Origin of the sequence: Streptomyces flavochromogenes (genome assembly GCF_000717595.1) — a bacterium.
Taxonomy (GTDB): domain Bacteria; phylum Actinomycetota; class Actinomycetes; order Streptomycetales; family Streptomycetaceae; genus Streptomyces; species Streptomyces flavochromogenes.
On sequence record NZ_JNZO01000029.1, the window covers coordinates 54,032 to 74,741 of the forward strand.

Sequence of the window (20,710 nt, forward strand, 5' to 3'; positions counted from 1 at the left end):
GGCTCTCTCACTTCGCGGGGGAGGGGGTGCCGTGGACGGCCTGGTCGTAGAGGGACATCAACTGCTGTGCGCTGTGCGCGATGTCGTAGCGACGGGCGGCGGCCGGCAGCGGGAACCTGGCCGGCCGGGCGTCGTGGATGCCGCGCAGCGCGGAGATCAGCTCGGGTACGGACTCGCCGATCCGGCGGGCCCCCGGGGCCGCCTCAGGAGTCAGGTCGTCGATGGCCGGGCACGCCACGTACAGCACGGGGAGTCCGGCGGCGAGGGCCTCGACGACGGCGAGTCCGAAGGTCTCGTCGGGGGAGGTGGACACGAAGACGTCCATGGCGGCGAGGAGTTCGGGCAGCGAGGGTCCGGGCCGGACGGCGCTCGGCGGGTCCTCGCAGGCGCCGGCGAGCAGGACCCGGTCGGCGGCCCCGCACTCGCGGGCCACCCGGAGGAGCTCCGCGCGCTGTTCGCCCTCGCCGACGAGGAGCAGCCGGACGTCCGGGATCGAGGCCACGGCCCGGACGAGCCGCTCGAACCGCTTCCCTGGCGTGAGCCGCCCCACCCCGCCGACGACATAGGCGTCCTCGGGGAGCCCGAGGACTCCCCGGGCGAGGCGGCGGGCGCGGGCGTCGAAGGCGAAGCGGCCGGTCTCGATGCCGTTGGGGACGATCCGGATGCGGTCCGGCGGCACCCCCCAGTCGGCGAGCCGGCGGGCGACGCTGGGGGAGACGGCGACCGTGGAGGTGCCGAGCCGCTCGGACGCGAGGTAGAGCGCGCGGGTGCCCGCCGAGAGCGGCCGCCCCTCGATCTGGGTCTCGCCGAGGGAGTGTTCGGTGGCGATGACGCGCCGCACGCCGGCGAGCCGGGCCGCGGGCCTGCCGTACACGCAGGCCCGGTAGAGGTGGGTGTGGACGAGGTCGTAGCGGCCCTGCCGGACGATCCGGGCGAGGCGGGGGAGGGCGCCGACGTCACGGTTGCCGGCCATGCCCAGATGGGTGACGGGGGTGCCGTCGGACTCGATGCCGGCGGCGACCACGCCGGGGTTGGTGAGCGTGACCACGCCGCTCCGCACCGGAAGATGGCGGAGCAGGAGCCGCAGCTGCTGCTCGGCGCCTCCGATGCCGAGCCCGGTGATGACGTGCAGGACCTTCATGACGCACCGACCACGGCGGGGCGGTACCGGGCGGGGAGCAGGTCGGCCGGGTGGCGGCGGCGCAGCGGGTGCAGGAGGCGCTTGGCGGTGAGCCGCCACGAGGTGTCGTCCTCGCCGATGTGGACCCGGGGCAGCGCGTACGTGCCGGTGTGCGGGCCCGGGTCGATCGCGCAGCCGTAGCGGTAGCCGGCCTTGCGCACGGCGTGGATCACGCGCGGGTCGACCTTCCCGTACGGGTAGCAGAAGCCCTCGACGGTGGTGCCGGTCATCTCCTCCAGGAGCTCGCGGCTCTGCCGGGTCTGTGCCGCGAGCTCCGTGTCGTCGGCCTCGGTGAGCGAGACGTGCGTGAGCCCGTGCGAGCCGACCTCCATGCCGGCCTCGGCGATCCGCCGGATGCCGTCCTCGGTGAGCAGCCGCTTGCGCGGACCCTCCGTGTCCCAGGTGTTCTCGCCGCCGAGCCGCCCCGGCAGGACGTACACCGTCGCCGTGAAGCCGTGCCGGCGGAGCAGCGGCAGCGCCGAGTCGAAGAAGTCCGCGTAACCGTCGTCGAAGGTCAGGCCCACGAGCCCTTTGGCGCGCCCCTCCGCGGTGGCGGCGAGCAGTTCCCGGACCGACACCCCGCGCAGTCCCCGGTCGCCCAGCCAGTGCAGCTGCCGTGCGAAGCGCACGGGGGAGACGGTCACCCGGTACGGATCGTCAGCGGTGTCCGTGATCGAGTGGTACATCGCCACCCACGGGGGAGGCTTCATCCACAGGGGCGGCTTCGGCAGCAGACGGCTCAGCGCGGTGGCGGCGGGCATGGGGGGTCCTCCGGGAGGCGGAGCGGGGCAGGGGCGGAATCTCGGGCGCCTTGGCGGCGCAGGCGATGAAGATCAGGAAGACGCCGGTCACGACCAGTCCCGCCACCGCGACGGCGAGGGCTGCGGGGCCGATCGCGAGCTGGCACAGCCAGCCGGCGCCGGTGGCCCACGCGCCCGCGGTGGCGAGCCGGAGCAGACCCTCGCCGAGCCGTTCGACGTGGACCGGTACGGCCTGCCGGTGCGCTCCGCGCAGCAGCAGGACCGCGGTCAGGGTGATGCCGAGGGCGTTGGCGGCGGCGATGCCGACGGCGCCCCAGTAGTGGGCGCCGGGGACTCCGGCGGCGGCGGTGGTGACGAGCCCGGCGGCCATCGCGGCGGCCGGGTACCAGAGCGGGCGCGCGGCGGAGAAGTAGCAGCGGACCAGGGCGCCCACCATCGTCTGGCCGAGCAGCCCGAGGGCGTAGACCCGCATGACGGCGGCGGTCGCGACGGTGTCGCCACGGGTGAACTCGCCGCGCTCGAAGAGGAGCTCGACGATCCGGGGCGCGGACGCGATCACCGTCGAGGCGCCGACGAGGACGACGACGGCGGCGAGCAGCAGGTCCCGCTCGACGCGACGGCGGGCCGCCTCCGTCTCGCCCGCCGCGAGGGCGCGGGCGACCACGGGGAAGCTGACCGTGCACAGCATCAGGGAGAGGATCATGGGCATCTGCGCCACCTTCTGCGCGTAGTTCAGATGCGAGATGGCGCCGGCGGGCAGCGGCGAGGCGAGGAAGCGTTCGATCAGCGTCTGGGACTGGCGGGACAGCGAGAACGCGACGACGGGCGCGATCAGACCGAGGACCAGGATGCGGCCCTCACCGGTGGAGGGCGGCGTGAGCGTCTCGGGCTCCCCCAGGGGGACGGGGCGGGCGCGCAGCTCCCGGATGAGCGAGGGGGCCTGGACGAGGACCATCAGGATTCCGCCGACGGCGACCCCGGCGGCGGCCGAGCGCACGCCCCACGGATCGCGGAGCAGCAGGATGGTGCCGATGATGCCGGCGTTGTAGGCCACGTAGATGGTGGCCGGTGGCAGGAACGAGCCGTGCGCGCGGAGCGCCGCCGAGCAGTAGCCGACCAGGGCGAAGGTCAGGACGCAGGTCCCGGTCAGCCGCGTGCAGTCGATCGCGAGCCCGGGGTCGGGCAGTCCGGGCGCGAGCGCCCCGACGATCAGCGGGGCGGCGGCGATCAGGATCGCGGCGATGACACCGACGGCGAGGGTGAGCCGGGGGAGGGTGCCGCGCACGAGGGCGCGCACGGGGTCGCCGGACAGCCGGCCGGAACGGCGGGCCAGGGCGCGGGAGAAGGCGGGCACCAGGATCAGCGCCATCGCGTCCTCGATGAGCAGCGTCGAGGCGAACTCCGGCACCGTCCACGCCACCAGGAACGCGTCCGTCTCGGCGCCGGCCCCGAAGTACCCGGCCAGGATCTGGTCCCGTACGAGCCCGAGCAGCGCCCCGACCGCGGTGAGCCCGGCGGTCACGGCGGTGGCCTTCGCGAGGAACCCCCGGCCCTCGGGCGCGCCGGTCCTGGCCTTTCGGCCCCGCGCGTGGGCACGGCGGCCGGAGGGCCGGGGGGAAGGGGCGCGGGAGGGGACGGCGCGGGACGGGGCGGTGCGGGGGGCGGCCGTACGGAGGGGGGCGGTACGGGGCACGGGCGGCGGCACGGCTCCCGTACCCGCGCTCGGACCCGTCCCCGGCAGCACGACGGCCTCCGGGGGCCACGGGGAGTCCGTGGGGCCCGGAGGCGCGGTCGGCCAGGGGTCGGTCAGCGGGATGCCGCAGGGCGGTGGGCCCGTGGGGCGCGGTTCACCGGCCCGCGGGGTGTCCGTGGGCTCCGGTTGCCCGGCCCACGGGTCACGCACGCCGGACCTCCGCGAGGGCCCACCAGGCCGCGAGGCCCAGCACGACCGACATCAGGACCGTCGAGGGGCCGCCGATGTCCGCGTAGAAGAAGTCGATGAGCTGCCAGCCGAGCAGGCCCGTCGCGACGAGCGCGCAGTCGGCGCCGAGGCGGCGGCGCCGCAGCGCGCCGACGAGCAGCGCCACCCAGCTGCCCGTGAGGGCGAGCAGGCCGAACAGGCCCTGCTCGCTGAGGACCAGCAGGTACATGTTGTGCGGGGACAGCAGCGGCTGACGCGCGAAGGCGGCGCCCGCGCCGGCCGTGTCGCTGCCGGAGGACAGGGCGAGGGAGGCGTTCGAGTCGCGGTACTGCGGGAAGCCCTTGAGGCCGACGCCGGTGACGGGCTCTGATGCCCACATCCGCCCGGCCGCCGCCCACATCGTGTACCGGTCCGTCACCGACTGGTCCGGCGCGGCCGTCACCTGGGTGATGCTGGCGACCCGCTCCTTCACCATCGCAGAGCCGATGCCGAGGCCGCCGACCAGGACCACCCCGAGCGCGCCGGCGGCGAGGGCCACGCGCGCGGCCCGCCGGGGCCCCGAGAGCAGCAGCTGGATCCCGCAGGCGAGCACGGTCGCGATCCACGCCCCCCGGCTGAACGACAGCACGAGCGGCAGGAAGAGCAGTCCGGCGCAGACCAGCGCGGCCGTCCGGGTCCGGCCCGGCCCGCTGCCGAGGGCGATCCCGGTGACGACGACGAGCCCGTACGACACGACGGTCGCCATGCCCATCACATCGGTCGGCCCGAAGGTGCCGACGGCCCGGATGTCCTCACCCATGTACGAGGCGCCGGTGCCGGTCAGGTACTGGGCGACGCCGACCGCGCCCTGGAGCAGCGCGAGCCCGACAAGACCCCAGGCGACCACGGCGAAGTCCCGCCGGTCACGGATCATCAGAAGCACGGCGGCCGGGACGAGCACGAAGATCTGCACGTACCGGGCGACGCCCGGCAGGCTGGCCGCCGGGTCGTTCGAGGTGATCGCCGCGAGACAGATCCCGAGGACCGGCAGGCCGAGGACGACGGCCGCCGTCCGGGTCAGCGGCCGGGCGCCGCCGCGCAGCACCCGGACGAGACAGATCAGGACGAGCAGCCCGGAGGCCGCGTCGGCGACCGTCCCCGTACCGCCGGTGCCGCCCTGCGCGCCGCCGCCGCCCGGGACGACCAGCAGGGCGATCACGGCGAGGACCGGGGAGAGCGCCCCGGCCCTGCGCGCCCAGTCCCGTACGTCGTCCGGGGCGAGCGCCGGCACCGTCACGGCCGTGGCCATCCTCAGCTCCCTGTGGGTCGGACGAGGCCGGCCGCCGTACGCAGCAGGATGCAGACGTCCTGCCAGAGCGACCAGTGGTCGATGTAGTGGTTGTCGAAGCGGCAGCGGTCCTCGATCGAGGTGTCGCCGCGCAGCCCGTGCACCTGCGCCAGACCGGTCAGCCCCACGGGCATCCGGTGCCGGGCCGCGTAACCGGCGTGGATCTTGCTGAACTGGGTGACGAAGTAAGGGCGTTCGGGCCGCGGCCCGACCAGGCTCATGTCACCGCGCAGCACGTTCCACAGCTGCGGCAGCTCGTCGAGCGAGCTCTTCCGCAGGAAGCTCCCGGCCGCGCTCATCCGCCGGTCGCCCGCCACGTTCCAGCGGGTCGCCGACTCGGTGTCGTCGGATGGGCGGAGCGTACGGAACTTGAGCAGCGTGAAGTGCCGCCCGTGCTGGCCCACCCGCTCCTGCCGGAACAGCACCCCGGGACCGTCCGCGAGACGCACGGCGAGCGCGCAGAGCAGCAGCACCGGCAGCGCGAGGGCCAGCGCGGGCGCGGCGAGCACGATGTCGAGGGCGCGCTTGGCGGGCAGACGGCGCCGCTCGACCGGCGGCACGATGCGCTGCCAGGCGTACCCCCACATGTGCGCGCCCATCGGACCGTCCTGGTGCCGTCCGCCGACCCGCCAGGTCGTGCAGCCGTAGTGCTGGAAGAGGGTCACGAGCGCCGGGTCGTCGTGGAGGAACACCGCGTCGCGCACGGTGTTCTGGATGACGGCCCGGTGGATCTCCTCGGTCGTGGTGAGCACCGGAAGACCGGACTCGCCGGCCGACCGGGGCGCGCCACCCTGCTCGGGCACGCCGACGATGCCCACCGCCCGTACCCCGTACTCGGGATGCTGGGCGGCCGCGGAGGCGAACCGGCGCGCGGCCCCCGCCCCGCCGACGACCAGCGCCGACCGGGGATGGGCGCGGGCGATCAGACGCCGCCGGCTGAGCAGCAGCGCCCGGACCAGGATCACGACGCCGACGTGTGCGGCGTACGCGGCGCAGAGCCGCAGCGGTCCGATCGCCAGGGTCGGGGAGTACGCGGCCACTCCTGCCGCCGCCAGACACCAGGCGACGCCGGCACGGGAGGCGAGCGCCGGCAGTTCGTCGAGGGCCCGGGTGTGCGGGGCAGGGCGGTGGAGCCCCGCGTGCCCGTCGAGGGCGAGGACGAGCGCCACGACCGGCAGTAGCAGCCGGGCGTCGTGGTGCGCCGCGCTCAGCAGCGTGGCGGCGGACAGAACGGCCAGGCAGTCGACCGCGACGAGCGGCAGCACGCCGGACCGCGGCCGCGCGGGGCGGTACGGGAGGGCGAGCCGGTCGGTCCTGCGGCGGCTCGGTGCGAGGGAGGCGAGGCCGTAGGCCTGGCCCGCCGTGGGCCACGGGCCCGGTGAGGGAGGGACGCTGGTGCTTTCGGTGGTCACTGCGCAATCGGCTCTCTGTGCTCGGTGCCTCGCACTCCGGCCAGTTCGCGGTAGACGTCCGCGACGGCCGCGCCGGTGCGCCGGACATCGAATCTGCTGAGTACGTGCTCGTGGGCCTCGCGGCCCAGGCGGTGCCGGAGCTCTTGCCTGCCGAGGAGGCGGCCGAGAGCGGTGGCGAGCGAGGCCGGGTCCTCGGGCGGGACCAGGCACAGGGGTTCATGGGCGGGTGGCAGGCTCTCGCGGGCCCCGTCGACATCGCTGACGACGACCGGCCGGCCGGCGGCCATGGCCTCCAGGGGCGCGAGCGCCATGCCCTCCCAGCGGGACGGCAGGACGACCACGTCGGCGGCCCGGTACCAGGGGACGGTGTCGTCGACGGCTCCGGTGAACCGCACCGAGGGGCCGGCGGCGGCGCGCAGCCGGTCGCCGTCGGGGCCGTCGCCGACCAGGACGAGACGGGCCGTCGGCACCTCCGCGAGAACGGCGGGCCAGGCGGCGAGCAGCACGTCCTGCCCCTTCTGGCGGCAGAGCCGGCCCACGCAGACGAGGGTGGGCGCGGGGTTGCCGGGCGGTCCGTCGGTCGCGAACCGGGCCACGTCCACACCGTTGTGGACGACGGACCAGTCGGCCGTGACCCCGGCGGCCTCGCCGGTACGCCGCTCGGCCTCGCTGACGCAGAGGATCCGGTCGGTCCAGCGGGCGCCGAAGCGCTCCCAGCGGCGGGCCAGCGAGGCGGTCGTTCCCTCGACCGCCTCGAAGGACCAGGCGTGCGGCTGGTACACCGTCGGAATCCGTCCGCGCAGGACGAGTCGGGCGCACAGCCCGGCCTTCGCGCTGTGCGCGTGGACGAGTCCGGGGCGGACGGCACGGATCACCCGGGCGAGGCCTCGGGTCTCGCGGACGAGCTCGGGCCCTGGGTTCCGGCCGGCCCGCCAGACATGGGTGTCGGCCCCCTCGGCACGTACGGCGGCGGCGAGGGCGGTGTCGGGTGGGCAGGCGACCGCGACCCGCAGACCAGCGGCGAGTTGGGCGCGGACGAGGTCGATGACGACACGGGCGACCCCGCCGTCGCCGGGCTGGACCGCGTGCAGGACGGTGACGGACCCGGGGTCCGTGTCTCGTGGAGGCAGCACGTCAGCGCCGGACGTCCGCCTGGAAGAAGAGCGCACCGAGCCAGACGGTGTCCTTCCGGCTCCCCGACCGGACGTGGACACGGTCGGCCCCATCGCGCAGTGCCCCCCGCAGGTCGAAGACGTCGGAGTCGTACCCGAGAGTTTTCGTACCATCGGGTGAGCGGACCGTGCGACCGGTGCCGAATTCGGTGATGCTGGAGTTCATCACGTCGTCCGCGGAATTGGCGGAATCGGAGAGCCGGATGCTCTTCGAGCGGCTCGTTTCCACCGCCAGGTAATCACCGGAAGTACCCCGGTCACCGTCATAGGCGATCACTCCGAGAGTGCCGTTCGTGGCCTTGCCGTAACGGTTTGCGTCGAGCGGTACGCGAAGCTCGCCGGAGCGCGGTCCGACCGTTTCGAATCCGTCCCAGACGCCGATCCTGCGGAGTGGTTCCGAGGCCTTCTCGTACGCGGCGACGAGCGTCCAGCCACCCCAGCCGCCGACCGCCGACCGGCCCATGGCGACGTTGACCTGAGCGACCGTCCACTGCCCCGAACGGGAGGAACGGACCAGCTCGGTGACATCGGCGGAGGCCTGGAACGCATCGGCGCCGTCGGCCGTCCGGTGGCCGATCAGAGTGTCCGCGAGCAGCGCCTTGTACGCGCCGCCGGGCTCGGCGATCAGCACCCGGCCGTTGTCCCTGGGCGGCTTCTGCTCGCCCACCCGCAGGTTGCCGCCCCAGTAGAGACGGGCCCAGCTGATCCGGGCGCCCGCGGGGACGGCGAGTTCCGCACGGCTGGAGTTGTACGTGTTGGGGTCGCTGTCCACGTCGACGTAGGCGATCGTGGCGTCGTCGTTGACCGACTCGGTGCCCTTCGCGCCCTTCGCCGAGGAGTTGGCCGCGCGCACGACCCCACCGTGCTGCACGGACTGGTAGCGCGCGGCGAACGGGACGCGGCTCGCCTCCCGGGGCTGGGGGGCTGAGGCGGAGGCGACCGGCAGCGCGGCCGACAGCGCCGCACACGACAGGGCGCACAACACGCTGCGACGCACAGCAAGAACCGCTGAATTCCGCATACAGGTTCTCCGCTTAGATGAGAGAAGGAAGGGAAGACCCGTGAAGGCCGGGAGGGGGGAAGGTGTCGTCCGCACGAAATGGGTGAACGCGCGGCGGGCCCGGAAGCAACGTTCGGGAACGTTATAACCCCGACGCGGGGCGATAGTAAGCATTAGATGCCTGGAAACGCTAACTCCCGTATCCACGGGGCAGGTTCCTCGTTGAGCGTGTTGCGCCATTCCACGCCCACTCCCTCCAATGGCCCTCCTATGGCCCAAAGATCGGTTGAACGTCACCCGTTCGGGAGAGCAACCGATGAAAAGCCGGGGCGTTGTTGAGAGAGCCGGGCCGAACAGTCCGCGCAGTCCACGTTGAATTTCGATCGAGGAGCACTTCCCCATGTCCCGTATCGCCAAGGCCGTTGTCCTGACCGTGGGTGCCGCTGCCGCGGTCGCCGGTGCCGCCGGTGCCGCCACCGCCGACGCCGGCGCCGAGGGCGCGGCCGTGAAGTCCCCCGGTGTCGGCTCCGGCAACGTCGTCCAGGTCCCGGTGCACATCCCGGTCAACCTCTGCGGCAACACGGTCAGCGTCATCGGCGCGCTGAACCCGACCTTCGGCAACACCTGCGTCAACGCCTGATCCGGCACGCCTGATCAGTCCTTCCGAAGCCGGTGTGCCCACTCCCGACGGGGTGGGCACACCGGCTTTCTCCTTGTCGTCATGGGGGTGGTACTCGTTCGTCGGCACCGTCGTGCGCCGGTCGGTGCAACGGCGTACGCCCCTTCGGGGGGCATGTTCGAGGGGTGGATTCACTCGAACGGAGGCGTGGCGCTCAGTAGTTCTGCGGTTGCGGAGCGCTATACCCGCAGGCACGGTGAGAGGGAAGTTGTCCGACGCATAAGGAAAAGGAACACATATGCGTCCCCTGGCTACACGCCGCATCACCGCCCTGGCGATATCCGCCGTCATCACCCTCGGCACGGCGGGACCCGCCTTCGCCGACGAACACCATCCGTCCACCGCGGCCGAACGGGCCGCCCGCGCACCTCTCCCCGACGCCGCCGCCCTGCTGACCCAGGCCGAGGCGCTCGGAGACCTCGGCTCGGTGACCACCCCCGTGACCGAACTCGTCACGGCCGCGCTCAAGGCCGACTCCGGTCAGCTCCCCGCCGCCGACGCCGAGGCCCTCAAGGCCAAGATCGCGGCAGCCGTCGAGGAGGCCAAGGCCACGGCGCCCGCCCCGCTGCCGGCCACGCCCGTCACGCCGCCCTCGGCCGATCTCCCGGTCACGCCACCGTCGGCGGACCTTCCTGTCACGCCGCCGGCGGCCGAGCTCCCCGTCACGCCGCCGGCCGTGGAGACCCCCGTCGAGCTGCCGGCGACGCCACCCGTGGAAGCCCCGGCCCTGCCGGTCAAGCCGCCCGTGACCCTGCCCGTCGCGGCCGACGCGAAGGCCGCTTGGGCCGGGAAGGCGGCCGCCCCGGCGGACGTCGTCGGCGACGCCCTCGCCACGGTCGAGAAGGCGGTCGCCGCCCTGCTCGCCGCGGTCACCTCCGGCGACGCCGGCGGCGTCGTGCCGCAGGTCACGGCGACCCTGACCTCGCTGGTCAACCTGGCCGTCGCCACGGTCCTCGGCAGCGGCCTGCCCGCTCCCGACCTGGCCGGACTGCCCGCGCTGCCCACGCTCCCCGTCACCGCGCCCGAGCTGCCGGTGGACCCGCCGGAGCTGCCCGTCGACCCGCCGGTCGACGTGCCCGAGCTGCCGGTCGCGGCCCCGCTGCCGGTCCGGTAGTCACCCGTAGCCCCTGTACCGGCCCGGCGTCCCGCCGGGCCGGCACAGGCGTGTGCGGCGGTGCGCGATCGGCAAATAGCACCGGTCCGCATCGATCGGGTGCAGTGTCGAGAAATCCTTCCTTCCGGAGTTTCCGTGCGGCACGCCGTTCGTTACAGAAGCAGAACAAAGTGCGCGGGATTCGGCCAAGAAGCCTGTGCAGTAAGTGACTTGAAGGTATAGAGGAAGGACTCATCCCATGAAGCCCACCAAGGTCGCCGCGGTTGTCGCCGGTTCGCTGATGGCCCTCGGCGCTGCCGCACCCGCCATGGCCACGGAGGCGCTGACCCCCACCAGCCTGAACGGTGGCCTCGAAGCGATCGCCGCCAATGGGCTGAAGTCGGACGTCCTGAGCAGCACCACGGACGGCTCCCCGGTCAAGACCGTCACCGACACCGCGACCCAGCTGAACGAGACCACCAAGGGGGGCTCGCTGCTCGGCGGCCTGCCGGTCGGTGGTGGCCTGCCGGTCGGCGGCTGACGCCGGTCCGTCACCCGACTGACGTCGGCTCAGTAGCCCTGCCCTTCCGGGTACTTGCGGTGGCCTCGACGCCACCCTCTCCCACGGTCGGCTGATCGAATGATTTTCTGATCAGCTGCCGTGTGGCCCCCGTTGCACGGGGTTCGCCGACCCATACCCTCTGGCCAGTCCCACGCGAACGTCGGCGTGGATCAGGCCGGTCGGAGCGAGGGGGGATCCTCGCCGGCCTCTCCCTTTCTCCAGAGGAAGAGCGGTATGCGGTCCATCATCAGCAGGAAAGTACTCACCGCGGCGGCAGCGACCGGCATCCTGTCGCTGAGCGGCGGATTCGCCCTGGCCGCGAACTCCCACGCCGGTACCGGCGACGGTCCGGGCCCCGGCAACGCCGGTCACGTCCAGGCCCCGCTGCCTGCGGACGTCTGCGGAAAGAGCATGGAACTCGGCGGCTACGTCGCCGCGGCCGTCGGTGACCTCTGCGACCAGGCGGAGGGTCCCGGCGGCTACGGCGACGAGCCGGGTGAACCTACGCACCCCGGCGAGCCGACTCATCCGGGTGAACCCACGCACCCGCCGACCCACCCGCCGACGACGCCTCCCACGACGCACCCCACGACGCGTCCGCCGACCCACCCGGGTGAGTGTGAGGAGCCCCCGCCCGGTGAGGAGCCGGAGCCCGGTTGCGAGGAGCCGACGCACCCGCCGACCACGCCTCCCACCACCCCGCCCGAGCTTCCCGACACGGGCAGCGACGAGACCGCGCTCATGGGCGCGGCCGCGATCAGTGCCGCACTGATCGTCGGCGGCGCCGTCGTGTACCTCCGCGGTGGCCGGATCGCCCGCCGCCACTGACGCCGTACGACCGGCCCAGCGTCAACCGAGGCCCTCACCTTCACCGGTGAGGGCCTCGCCCGTTGCTGCACATGGGGGAGTTCCGGAGACGTTCCCCCGAAGGTCTCGTTGTCAGAACATGACTCTGCGCTCTCACGCCGGCATGGGACTCCTCATGACCGCATTCGCCTCCGCCGCCCTGGCCGCCCCGGCCTCGGCCGTCGAGGCACCGGTGATCGTCCCCCTCCAGGGGCTCGAGCCGGTGCTCCCGATGGACGCCCCCACGGTGGCCACCGGCGTACCCGTCCCGATGCCCGGCGCACCCACCGGTTTCCAGAAGGGCCTCGGCTCGCTGCCCGACGTCGCTCTGCCCAGCGTGCCGCTCACCGGCACCCTCCCCGCGACGGTGGTGGACGCCCCGCTGCCTGAGGTCCTGAAGGACAGCGAGCCCGGCCGTGCGCTCTTCGCCACCCCGCACTCGGAGATGGCGGCGGCCACCCCCGGCGCCGTCGTCGGCAACCCGGTGGTCGCCCCCGAGGGCAACGGTCTCGCCGGCCTTCCGGACCTCGCGAAGCCCCGGGTCGGCCTGCTGCCTCCGATGGTGAGCGGTGCGCTGGACTCCCAGCTCGGCCTGGCGCCCGAGGCGCGCTGACGCGGCGAGCCCCGTCGGGACAGGGCGGGCAGAAGACCGTTCCCCTGGGCCCGTGCCTTTCCTCGTTCTTTTGTGCGATCGGCGGCCCGGCGGGTGAAGACACGATTCTTCCCCGCCACCGGAAGGGCTTTCGTTCGTTGCAAGAGGAGGCTTGTCGCATGGCCACGGCCCGCGGACCGAGGCCGTCCCGCCGTATCCGGCGGCGGACGGTTTCGGCCTGCGGGCCATTTTTCGGTTTTCCTTCGTCCCTTTCGGCCCAAAGGCCGTGACCCGGTCGGTGGTGCGACGTTGAACGGGAATGACGGCCGTGATTCCTGCGGTCGCTTTCCACGTCCAAGGAGTTCTTGATGTCTCGCATCGCGAAGGCTGCCGCTGTTCTCGCCGGCACGGGTGCCGTTGCCCTCAGCGGAGCCGGCCTGGCCGTCGCCGACTCGGGCGCCGAGGCCGTCGCCGCCCACTCGCCCGGTGTCGCCTCCGGCAACGTCGTCCAGGTCCCGGTCCACGTCCCGGTCAACCTCTGCGGCAACACCGTCAACGTCATCGGTCTGCTGAACCCGGCGTTCGGCAACACCTGCATCAACGCCGACGGCCACGACAACGGTGACGGCGGCTACGGCGGCTGATCGCCCGTAACGACCGTGTCCCCCCGATCCGGCCGGGTCGGGGGGACACGTGTGTACGGGGTCGCGGGGCGTCTCCGGCGGCCCCCGGCCCCCTCAGGCGTACCGGTAGATCCGGCTGTGGTCGAACATCGACGTCGGTGTCACACCCCAGGGCGCCATCGCCTCGTGCCGGGCGACGACCTTGCGGTACTGCGCGTCCCCGAGCGGCGGTGGCTCCGCGGGGAGGTACGCGGCCCCCGGGTTGCGCTGCTGCCAGCGCGACCAGACCAGGTCGACGAACGAGTGGTGCAGCCAGAACACCGGGTCGTTCACGGAGCCGCCGCCGAGCATCAGACCGCCGACCCAGCGGTGCACCCGGTTGTGGATGCGGAACCGTTCGTTGCCCCGGCCCGGCGCCCAGCCCTCCAGGCGGTTGCGGAAGCCGGAGGCGCTCGTCGAGTTCCAGGGCGTCACGTCGTACACCCGCTCCCGCATCACCTCGTCGAGCTGGGCCTGCGTCGGCAGCGCGATCGGGTCCCGGGGTCGGCCGAAGTCCCTGGTCAGGAAACGCTCCTCGGTCATCGACTGGGTGATCGTCCAGCGTCCGGCGGAGTGCGCGAAGGGGCCGGTCATCACCTGGAGGTCGGCCCGGCGCCCGTTTCCGCCCAGGAAGTCCTCGCCCCAGAGCGAGGACGCCGGACTGTTGTCGCGCGTCCAGTCCCAGTACGGGACGGAGACCGTCGGGTCGATCCGGCGCAGGGCCGTCTCGAACTCCAGCAGGAACTTGCGGTGCCAGGGCAGGAAGCTCGGCGTCATGTGGGCGACCCGGAGCCGGCCCTCCCCGTCGGCCGTGTAGTGGTCGATGTGGGTGCGGACGAAGCGGTCGTAGGCTCCCGTGCGCTTGAGCTCCAGGACGGCGGCGACGAACTTCCGGCGCTCGGCGCCGGTCAGATCGCGCTGGTTCTTACGCGTGTACACCACGCGGGCTCCCTCCCGTCGGGTCGGTGTGGACGCCGTGGGCGGCGGCGAGCGGGGAGAGCCGGGCGGTGCCCAGCTCGTCCACGACCGCGCGGACGGCCGCCAGCGGCGTGGGGCAGGACTCGTAGTGGTCGATCGGGGTGACGTAACCGCCGTCGGCGCAGCGCATCAGATGCAGCGGCCGGCCGTCGACGAGGGCCACCGGCTCACCCTCGGGGCCGGAGAAGCCCTGGATGCGACGGCCCCCGTACATCTCGTCGAAGGCGTGCGGATCGCGCGGGTTCTCCGCGGGTGATCCGGAGGGTGGGCGGTTCGTGATGCGGCCGAGGGCGCCCCCCGTGAAAGCGGTGACGGCCAGCGCGAAGAGGGACCGCAGTGCGACGCGGCGCGGGACGATCATGAGTGATCTCCTCGGGGTCGGGGGAGCCCTCAGGGCACAACGATGAAAACCCGGGTTCGTTGCGCCGGAAATGCCAGCGGCGTGAATGTCGGCCGTTCGAGTGAAAACGGCGCGGGGAAAGGGTGGTTGGAGCATTAGCATCCGATTCATGACCACTTCCAACGTCGTTTCCTCGGCTCGCAGCGCCTCTCCGCTGGGAACTCTCACGGTGATCCCGTGGTCCAGCGAGCCCTCCGCCGATTCGGCCGGTACGCCGTTTCTCATGGCGTATTCGCTCGGCGACGGCCGGGACGGGCCGGAGGCGGGTCAGCAGGCCATGCGGACCGCCCTGGAGGGCATGGGCCTCTCCGTCGGCGACCGGCTCTTCGATCTGGACAAGGACGCCGGGATCACCGCCTCGCTGCTCGTCGAGGGCGGCTCCGCCGTGCTCAACCTGCCGTTCCTGAAGGTGCAGTGCCCGGTGCCCGACGAGTGGCAGGAGGCGGCCCGCGAGCGCGGCCAGGTCTATCTGATCTGTTCCGTGCGGCCGTGGCCCGAGGCGGTCCCCGGGCAGCCGGTCGACGAGGCGCGGCTGCGGGCGTTCGTCTCCGACGAGGAGATGCTCAAGGACAGCGCCCACGTGCTGATGCCCGTCCGGCGTTTGCAGGGCTGAGCGGGAAGGGGGTCGCGTCATGGCGACGGTGAACGTACGGGGCGGGGTGCCGGAGCAGCGGCAGGAGCGGGAGGAGTCCGCGCGGGAGACCGCGGGGACGATCGGCGGGAGCCGGGCCCTCGCCTGGATGCTGATGATCACCGGGGCGGCGGGCGTGCTGTCCGGCTGGGTGATCACGATCGACAAGTTCAAGCTGCTCGAGGACCCGGGCTTCCAGCCCGGGTGCAGCCTCAACCCGGTCGTGTCCTGCGGCAACATCATGAAGAGCGAGCAGGCGGGGGTCTTCGGCTTCCCCAACCCGATGCTCGGGCTCGTCACGTACGCCGTCGTCGTCGCCCTCGGTGCCGGGCTCCTCGCCGGGGCCCGCTACCGGGGCTGGCTCTGGCTCGGCCTCAACGCCGGCATGCTCTTCGGCGTCGGATTCTGCACCTGGCTGATGTACCAGTCGCTGTACGAGATCAACGCGCTCTGTCTGTGGTGCTGCCTGGCCTGGGTCGCCACCATCGTCATGTTCTGGTACGTCACCGCGCACAACGTCCGGCACGAGGTGATCCCCGCTCCCGCGGGTGTGCGGACCTTCCTCGGCGAGTTCACCTTCGCCCTGCCCGTCCTGCACATCGGGATCATCGGGATGCTGATCCTGACCCGATGGTGGGAATTCTGGACGAGCTGACGTGAGACGTCTCCCTCCCTGGCCGCGTGCCGCACTCGTCGTGCTGCTCGCGGCCGTTCTCGTGCTCCTGGTGCCGTACGACCGGATCGCGCCCGGCGACCGGCACGCCGGGACCCGGGCGGCGCCCGAGGCGGATCCGGCGCCGCTGCCCGGGGTGCCGTCCGGTTTCTTCACCGGCTCCGACGAGGCCGGTGTGCGCCGGATCGCCCAGGCGCAGGCCTGGCTCGGCGGAGGGGCGCTGACCGTCGGGCACACCTATCTGCCGGGCGACCGCTGGTCCAACATCGAGGGTCATCCGGCGCTCTTCGCGCCCTGGGCGCGCTGGAAGGAGGCGCGGCCGGGACGTCTCTTCGTGCTGAACGTGCCGATGATGGACCGCAGCGAGGCGGGGCTGCCGGACGCCGAGGTGCGGGCGGGGCTGCGGAGCGGCGCGGCGGGCGCCTTCGACGGGCACTTCCGGACGCTGGGGGAGCGGCTGGTGGAGCACGGCCTCGGGGACGCGGTCCTGGTGCTCGGCTGGGAGATGAACGGCACCACGTACAGCCATCGCTGCGGGCCGGACCCGGAGGCCTGGAAGGCGTACTGGCGCCGGGTCGTCGAGGTGCTCCGGGGGGTGGCGGGGCAGCGGTTCCGCTTCGACTTCACCCCGAGTCGGGGGCGGGACGCCGTGGAGTGGCCGCGCTGCTACCCGGGGGACGACGTCGTCGACATCATCGGGATGGACGCGTACGACCAGCCCGAGGGGCTCTCCTTCGAGGACCAGGTGGCCGAGGAGTACGGGCTCGAACATCACGTGCGGTTCGCGGCGGCGCACGGCAAGCCGGTCTCGTACCCGGAGTGGGGGCTCTTCCGCAACGGGGACAACCCGGCGTACGTGCGGGGGATGCTGGACTGGTTCGCGGTCCACCGGCCCGTCTACCAGACGGTCACCGACTACTGCCCGCACGGGGTGTGGGGGTGCGCCGACAATCCCGAGTCGGCGCGGGTGGTCAGGAAGGCGCTGGGAGGTCCGGCCGGTCCGTGAGCGGGCCGGCCGTTCCCGTGTCCCTTCCCGGTGTCCGGGTCAGGCGTGCTGGTAGGCCACCAGCGAGATGCCGACGTAGTGGACGATGAAGGCGGCCAGCGTCAGCGAGTGGAAGACCTCGTGGAAACCGAACCAGCGCGGTGAGGGATTCGGGCGCTTCATTCCGTAGATGACGCCGCCCGCGCTGTAGAGCAGTCCGCCGACGACGACGAGGACGAGGACGGCGATGCCGCCCGCGCGCATGAAGTCGGGCAGGAAGAAGACGGCGGCCCAGCCCATCGCGATGTAGCAGGGCGTGTACAGCCAGCGCGGGGCGCCGACCCAGAAGACCCGGAAGGCGATGCCGGCGAGTGCCGCCGCCCAGACCGCCCACATGAGCGGGCGGCCGGTGGAGTCGGGGAGCAGCAGCAGGGTGAGCGGGGTGTAGGTGCCCGCGATGATCAGGAAGATGTTGGCGTGGTCGAGGCGCCGGAGGACGGCCTCGCCGCGCGGGCCCCAGTTGCCGCGGTGGTACAGCGCGCTGATGCCGAAGAGCAGGCAGGCGGTGAGGACGTAGATCCCGCAGGCGACGCGGGCGCGGGGCGAGTCGGAGAGGGCGACCAGGACCAGGCCGGCGACGATCACGGCCGGGAACATGCCGGCGTGCAGCCAGCCTCTGAGCCGGGGCTTCAGCGGGAGCGACGGGGCCTGCCCGATCGGATCCGGCTCGATCGGGGTCACTTCCGGCGTGGCTGCAGTCATGGAACGGAATCGTACCTACGGCCCCGTAGGTCGCGAATATGAGTGGCGATGCTCACGTGTGCGCGCCCCTGGACATATGGGCGGATCCGTCGGATGATCAAATGAGTGCGGTCGGCACCGGATGAGCAGCTACGAAGCATCCGGGTCGCAGCCCCCACGGGGCACACACCTAAAAATCCCTCTACAAGGAGCAATCGTGGCGCGCGACAACGCGGCTCCCCAGACCCTTCCGACCCAGCACCAGGAGCTCGTCTCCTGGGTGAACGAGATCGCGGAGATCACCCAGCCGGACAACATCGTCTGGTGCGACGGCTCCGAGGCCGAGTACGACCGCCTGGCCGAGGAACTCGTCGCCAAGGGAACCTTCACCAAGCTCGACCCGGTGAAGCGCCCGAACTCGTACTACGCCGCCTCCGACCCGACCGACGTCGCGCGCGTCGAGGACCGGACCTTCATCTGCTCCGAGAAGGAGGAGGACGCGGGCCCGACCAACCACTGGAAGGCCCCGGCGGAGATGAAGGAGATCTTCGCGGGCGAGAAGGGCATCTTCCGCGGCTCGATGCGTGGCCGCACCATGTACGTCGTGCCCTTCTGCATGGGCCCGGTCGGCTCCCCGCTCTCCGCCATCGGCGTCGAGATCACCGACTCCGCGTACGTCGCCGTCTCCATGCGCACCATGACCCGCATGGGACAGGCCGTCCTCGACGAGCTCGGCACCGACGGCTTCTTCGTCAAGGCCATCCACACCCTCGGCGCCCCCCTGGAGGAGGGCCAGGAGGACGTGCCGTGGCCCTGTAACTCCACCAAGTACATCTCGCACTTCCCCGAGAGCCGCGAGATCTGGTCGTACGGCTCCGGCTACGGCGGCAACGCCCTGCTCGGCAAGAAGTGCTACGCGCTCCGCATCGCCTCCGTCATGGCGCGTGACGAGGGCTGGCTCGCCGAGCACATGCTGATCCTGAAGCTCACCCCGCCGCAGGGCGAGGCGAAGTACGTCGCCGCGGCCTTCCCGTCCGCCTGCGGCAAGACCAACCTGGCCATGCTGGAGCCCACGATCTCCGGCTGGACCGTCGAGACCATCGGCGACGACATCGCCTGGATGCGTTTCGGCGAGGACGGTCGCCTCTACGCGATCAACCCCGAGGCCGGCTTCTTCGGCGTCGCGCCCGGCACCGGCGAGCACACCAACGCCAACGCCATGAAGACCCTCTGGGGCAACTCCGTCTTCACCAACGTCGCCCTCACCGACGACAACGACGTGTGGTGGGAGGGGATGACCGAGACGGCCCCCGCGCACCTCACGGACTGGAAGGGCAACGACTGGACGCCGGAGTCGGAGACTCCGGCCGCCCACCCGAACGCCCGCTTCACCGTCCCGGCCGGGCAGTGCCCGACGATCGCCCCCGAGTGGGAGGACACCAAGGGCGTCCCGATCTCGGCGATCCTGTTCGGTGGCCGCCGCGCCTCCGCGGTTCCGCTGGTGACCGAGTCCTTCGACTGGAACCACGGTGTCTTCCTCGGCGCGAACGTCGCCTCCGAGAAGACCGCCGCCGCCGAGGGCAAGGTCGGCGAGCTGCGCCGCGACCCGTTCGCCATGCTGCCGTTCTGCGGCTACAACATGGGCGACTACATGGCCCACTGGGTCAAGGTCGGTGCCACCGCCGACGCGGCGAAGCTGCCGAAGATCTACTACGTGAACTGGTTCCGCAAGAACGACGCGGGCAAGTTCGTCTGGCCCGGCTTCGGCGAGAACAGCCGCGTCCTCAAGTGGATCGTCGAGCGCCTGGACGGCAAGGCCGAGGGCGTCGAGACCCCGATCGGCATCCTGCCGACCGCGGAGTCCCTCGACACCGAGGGCCTCGACCTGCCGGCCGAGGACCTGGAGTTCCTCCTCAAGGTCGACCGTGACGTGTGGCGCGAGGAGGCCGCCCTCGTCCCCGACCACCTCAACACCTTCGGCGACCACACGCCGAAGGAGCTGTGGGACGAGTACCGCGCGCTGGTCGAGCGCCTGGGCTGATCCCGCACCGCAGACTCGTGGTGGGTTGCCCCGAGAAACCGCCCTGACCAGTGGGGTCACGACGGCCCACCACGACGCAACCGGCCCCCGGAGCCCCCTCAGGCTCCGGGGGCCGGCGCATGTCCGCCGACGTTCGGGTCAGAGGATCGGCTGGCCGGCCTCGACCGTCGCGATCGCCTTGCGGCAGGCGTCGCGGAAGCTCTCGAAACGCCCCTCCGACTGGTTCCAGGTGGCCGCGCGGGCGGAACGGGAGGACGAGTCGCCGAAGAGGCTCTCGCGCAGCTCCGTGGTCAGCTCCAGCTGGGCGCCCTTGGCGAGCATCGTGCGGTTGCACGGGTTGGTCACGTGGCTGCCGTTGAAGTCGCCGAGCGTGGCGGAGTACCGGGAGTCGTAGGCGTCGACAGCCTGGAAGCCCGCGTTCCTGATCTCCGTCACCAGGGCCGTGCGGAATTCGGCGTGCAGACCACCGACGACGGCGACACCACGGTCTCCGGTCGCCGGGAAGCTGGACGTGGGCAGCTTCAGCTGGTCGAACTGGCAGCCGTGCAGGGACAGCACGTTGAGGTGGCTCGCCGCCGTCGACAGGGCGACGTGGTCGTCGCAGTTCTTCGAGGTGACGTGCAGGGCGCGGTTCCCGGAGGAGAGCAGGCCCTCGAACATGAAGTAGTCGTGCACGGTCGGCAGGATCGCGGCGCCCGCGGCGTCGCTCGGGCTGTAACCGGCGATGCCCAGACACAGCTCGCTCGTGCCGATCTCGATGCCGCCGCCGTGCAGCGCGAGGATCGCGGTGCGCGGGAAGTCGTACTTCTCGGTCATCTTGAGGTCGAACTGCTGATGGCGGCGGTAGCGACGGCTGTACGAGGTGCCCTCGACCAGGTTCGTGTCCTTGTAGAGGGCGGTGTTCGAGGCGTACTCGATCGGGTCCTCGGCCGTGGCGGCGACGGCCGGGGCCGCGGCGGCGAGCTGGGACAGGATCGGGCCTCCCACCGTGGCCGCGGCGGCCAGGGCGGTCAGAACGGTACGGCGGGAGGTGGTGCGTTCGGGATAGGTCATG

At 72.3% G+C, this 20,710-nt stretch carries 21 protein-coding genes; 10 read left to right on the top strand and 11 right to left on the bottom strand.

Going from position 1 to position 20,710, the window contains the following annotated elements; genetic code table 11:
* Positions 1-7: 7 nt before the first annotated feature.
* Genes IF00_RS0131705 through IF00_RS0131735 form a run of 7 tightly spaced genes read right to left on the bottom strand, consistent with a single transcriptional unit; the run spans position 8 to position 8,770 of the window.
* Complete coding sequence (locus IF00_RS0131705) at positions 8-1,141, bottom strand: glycosyltransferase (protein ID WP_030324021.1); 1,134 nt, start codon at positions 1,139-1,141, stop codon at positions 8-10.
* A complete protein-coding gene (locus tag IF00_RS0131710; protein WP_051820710.1) occupies positions 1,138-1,941 on the bottom strand; it encodes a polysaccharide deacetylase family protein in 804 nt (267 codons plus the stop codon). The genes IF00_RS0131705 and IF00_RS0131710 overlap by 4 nt, the downstream gene beginning before the upstream one ends.
* A complete protein-coding gene (locus IF00_RS0131715) occupies positions 1,838-3,844 on the bottom strand; it encodes a lipid II flippase MurJ (protein WP_245234687.1) in 2,007 nt (668 codons plus the stop codon). The genes IF00_RS0131710 and IF00_RS0131715 overlap by 104 nt, the downstream gene beginning before the upstream one ends.
* Positions 3,837-5,150, bottom strand: a complete 1,314-nt coding sequence (locus IF00_RS0131720) for an O-antigen ligase family protein (protein ID WP_030324027.1) — start codon at positions 5,148-5,150, stop codon at positions 3,837-3,839. The genes IF00_RS0131715 and IF00_RS0131720 overlap by 8 nt, the downstream gene beginning before the upstream one ends.
* A 2-nt stretch (positions 5,151-5,152) precedes the next feature.
* Positions 5,153-6,601, bottom strand: coding sequence for an exopolysaccharide biosynthesis polyprenyl glycosylphosphotransferase (locus tag IF00_RS0131725; RefSeq protein ID WP_030324029.1), 1,449 nt, complete (start codon positions 6,599-6,601; stop codon positions 5,153-5,155).
* Entirely contained in the window at positions 6,598-7,734 is a 1,137-nt protein-coding gene (locus IF00_RS0131730) for a glycosyltransferase (RefSeq protein WP_030324031.1), read from the bottom strand. Before IF00_RS0131730 ends, IF00_RS0131725 begins: the two co-directional genes overlap by 4 nt.
* Before the next feature lies 1 nt (position 7,735).
* On the bottom strand, positions 7,736-8,770 hold the full coding sequence (locus IF00_RS0131735; RefSeq protein WP_388305819.1) for a DUF3344 domain-containing protein: 1,035 nt from the start codon (positions 8,768-8,770) through the stop codon (positions 7,736-7,738).
* Positions 8,771-9,173: 403 nt separating this feature from the next.
* On the opposite strand from IF00_RS0131735, the gene IF00_RS0131740 reads away from it, so the two are divergent.
* The 6 genes from IF00_RS0131740 to IF00_RS0131765 all read left to right on the top strand — a co-directional run bounded on the left by IF00_RS0131740 (position 9,174) and on the right by IF00_RS0131765 (position 13,189).
* A complete protein-coding gene (locus tag IF00_RS0131740) occupies positions 9,174-9,413 on the top strand; it encodes a chaplin (protein WP_030324034.1) in 240 nt (79 codons plus the stop codon).
* Between the two features lie 277 nt (positions 9,414-9,690).
* Positions 9,691-10,566, top strand: a complete 876-nt coding sequence (locus IF00_RS0131745; RefSeq protein ID WP_051820711.1) for a hypothetical protein — start codon at positions 9,691-9,693, stop codon at positions 10,564-10,566.
* Between the two features lie 238 nt (positions 10,567-10,804).
* Complete coding sequence (locus IF00_RS0131750) at positions 10,805-11,086, top strand: hypothetical protein (protein ID WP_030324038.1); 282 nt, start codon at positions 10,805-10,807, stop codon at positions 11,084-11,086.
* A 255-nt stretch (positions 11,087-11,341) separates the two neighbouring features.
* A complete protein-coding gene (locus IF00_RS42905; RefSeq protein WP_030324039.1) occupies positions 11,342-11,935 on the top strand; it encodes an LPXTG cell wall anchor domain-containing protein in 594 nt (197 codons plus the stop codon).
* A gap of 154 nt (positions 11,936-12,089) precedes the next feature.
* The gene (locus IF00_RS0131760) at positions 12,090-12,566 is read left to right on the top strand and encodes a hypothetical protein (protein ID WP_245234688.1); all 477 of its coding nucleotides are present in this window, start codon (positions 12,090-12,092) and stop codon (positions 12,564-12,566) included.
* A 347-nt stretch (positions 12,567-12,913) separates the two neighbouring features.
* Entirely contained in the window at positions 12,914-13,189 is a 276-nt protein-coding gene (locus IF00_RS0131765; protein WP_030324043.1) for a chaplin, read from the top strand.
* Between the two features lie 93 nt (positions 13,190-13,282).
* Here IF00_RS0131765 and IF00_RS0131770 read toward each other — a convergent pair whose 3' ends face one another.
* Positions 13,283-14,149 (bottom strand): tyrosinase family protein, encoded by an 867-nt coding sequence (locus tag IF00_RS0131770; RefSeq protein WP_030324045.1) that lies wholly within the window; start codon positions 14,147-14,149, stop codon positions 13,283-13,285.
* A complete protein-coding gene (locus IF00_RS0131775; protein ID WP_030324046.1) occupies positions 14,133-14,546 on the bottom strand; it encodes a tyrosinase family oxidase copper chaperone in 414 nt (137 codons plus the stop codon). Before IF00_RS0131775 ends, IF00_RS0131770 begins: the two co-directional genes overlap by 17 nt.
* Before the next feature lie 148 nt (positions 14,547-14,694).
* Between IF00_RS0131775 and IF00_RS0131780 the strand changes: the two genes are divergently transcribed.
* Genes IF00_RS0131780 through IF00_RS0131790 form a run of 3 tightly spaced genes read left to right on the top strand, consistent with a single transcriptional unit; the run spans position 14,695 to position 16,895 of the window.
* Complete coding sequence (locus tag IF00_RS0131780) at positions 14,695-15,198, top strand: DUF5949 family protein (protein ID WP_030324047.1); 504 nt, start codon at positions 14,695-14,697, stop codon at positions 15,196-15,198.
* Positions 15,199-15,217: 19 nt separating this feature from the next.
* Complete coding sequence (locus IF00_RS0131785; RefSeq protein ID WP_030324048.1) at positions 15,218-15,871, top strand: vitamin K epoxide reductase family protein; 654 nt, start codon at positions 15,218-15,220, stop codon at positions 15,869-15,871.
* 1 nt (position 15,872) lies between these two features.
* The gene (locus IF00_RS0131790) at positions 15,873-16,895 is read left to right on the top strand and encodes a glycoside hydrolase family 26 protein (RefSeq protein WP_030324049.1); all 1,023 of its coding nucleotides are present in this window, start codon (positions 15,873-15,875) and stop codon (positions 16,893-16,895) included.
* Between the two features lie 39 nt (positions 16,896-16,934).
* On the opposite strand, the gene trhA is transcribed toward IF00_RS0131790, so the two are convergent.
* Positions 16,935-17,636 (bottom strand): PAQR family membrane homeostasis protein TrhA, encoded by a 702-nt coding sequence (gene trhA / locus IF00_RS0131795; RefSeq protein ID WP_030324052.1) that lies wholly within the window; start codon positions 17,634-17,636, stop codon positions 16,935-16,937.
* A gap of 196 nt (positions 17,637-17,832) precedes the next feature.
* Between trhA and IF00_RS0131800 the strand changes: the two genes are divergently transcribed.
* Positions 17,833-19,656: a phosphoenolpyruvate carboxykinase (GTP) gene (locus IF00_RS0131800; RefSeq protein ID WP_030324054.1), complete on the top strand. Its 1,824-nt coding sequence runs from the start codon at positions 17,833-17,835 to the stop codon at positions 19,654-19,656.
* A gap of 138 nt (positions 19,657-19,794) precedes the next feature.
* On the opposite strand, the gene IF00_RS0131805 is transcribed toward IF00_RS0131800, so the two are convergent.
* Positions 19,795-20,709, bottom strand: coding sequence for a poly-gamma-glutamate hydrolase family protein (locus IF00_RS0131805; protein ID WP_030324056.1), 915 nt, complete (start codon positions 20,707-20,709; stop codon positions 19,795-19,797).
* Between the last annotated feature and the right edge of the window lies 1 nt (position 20,710).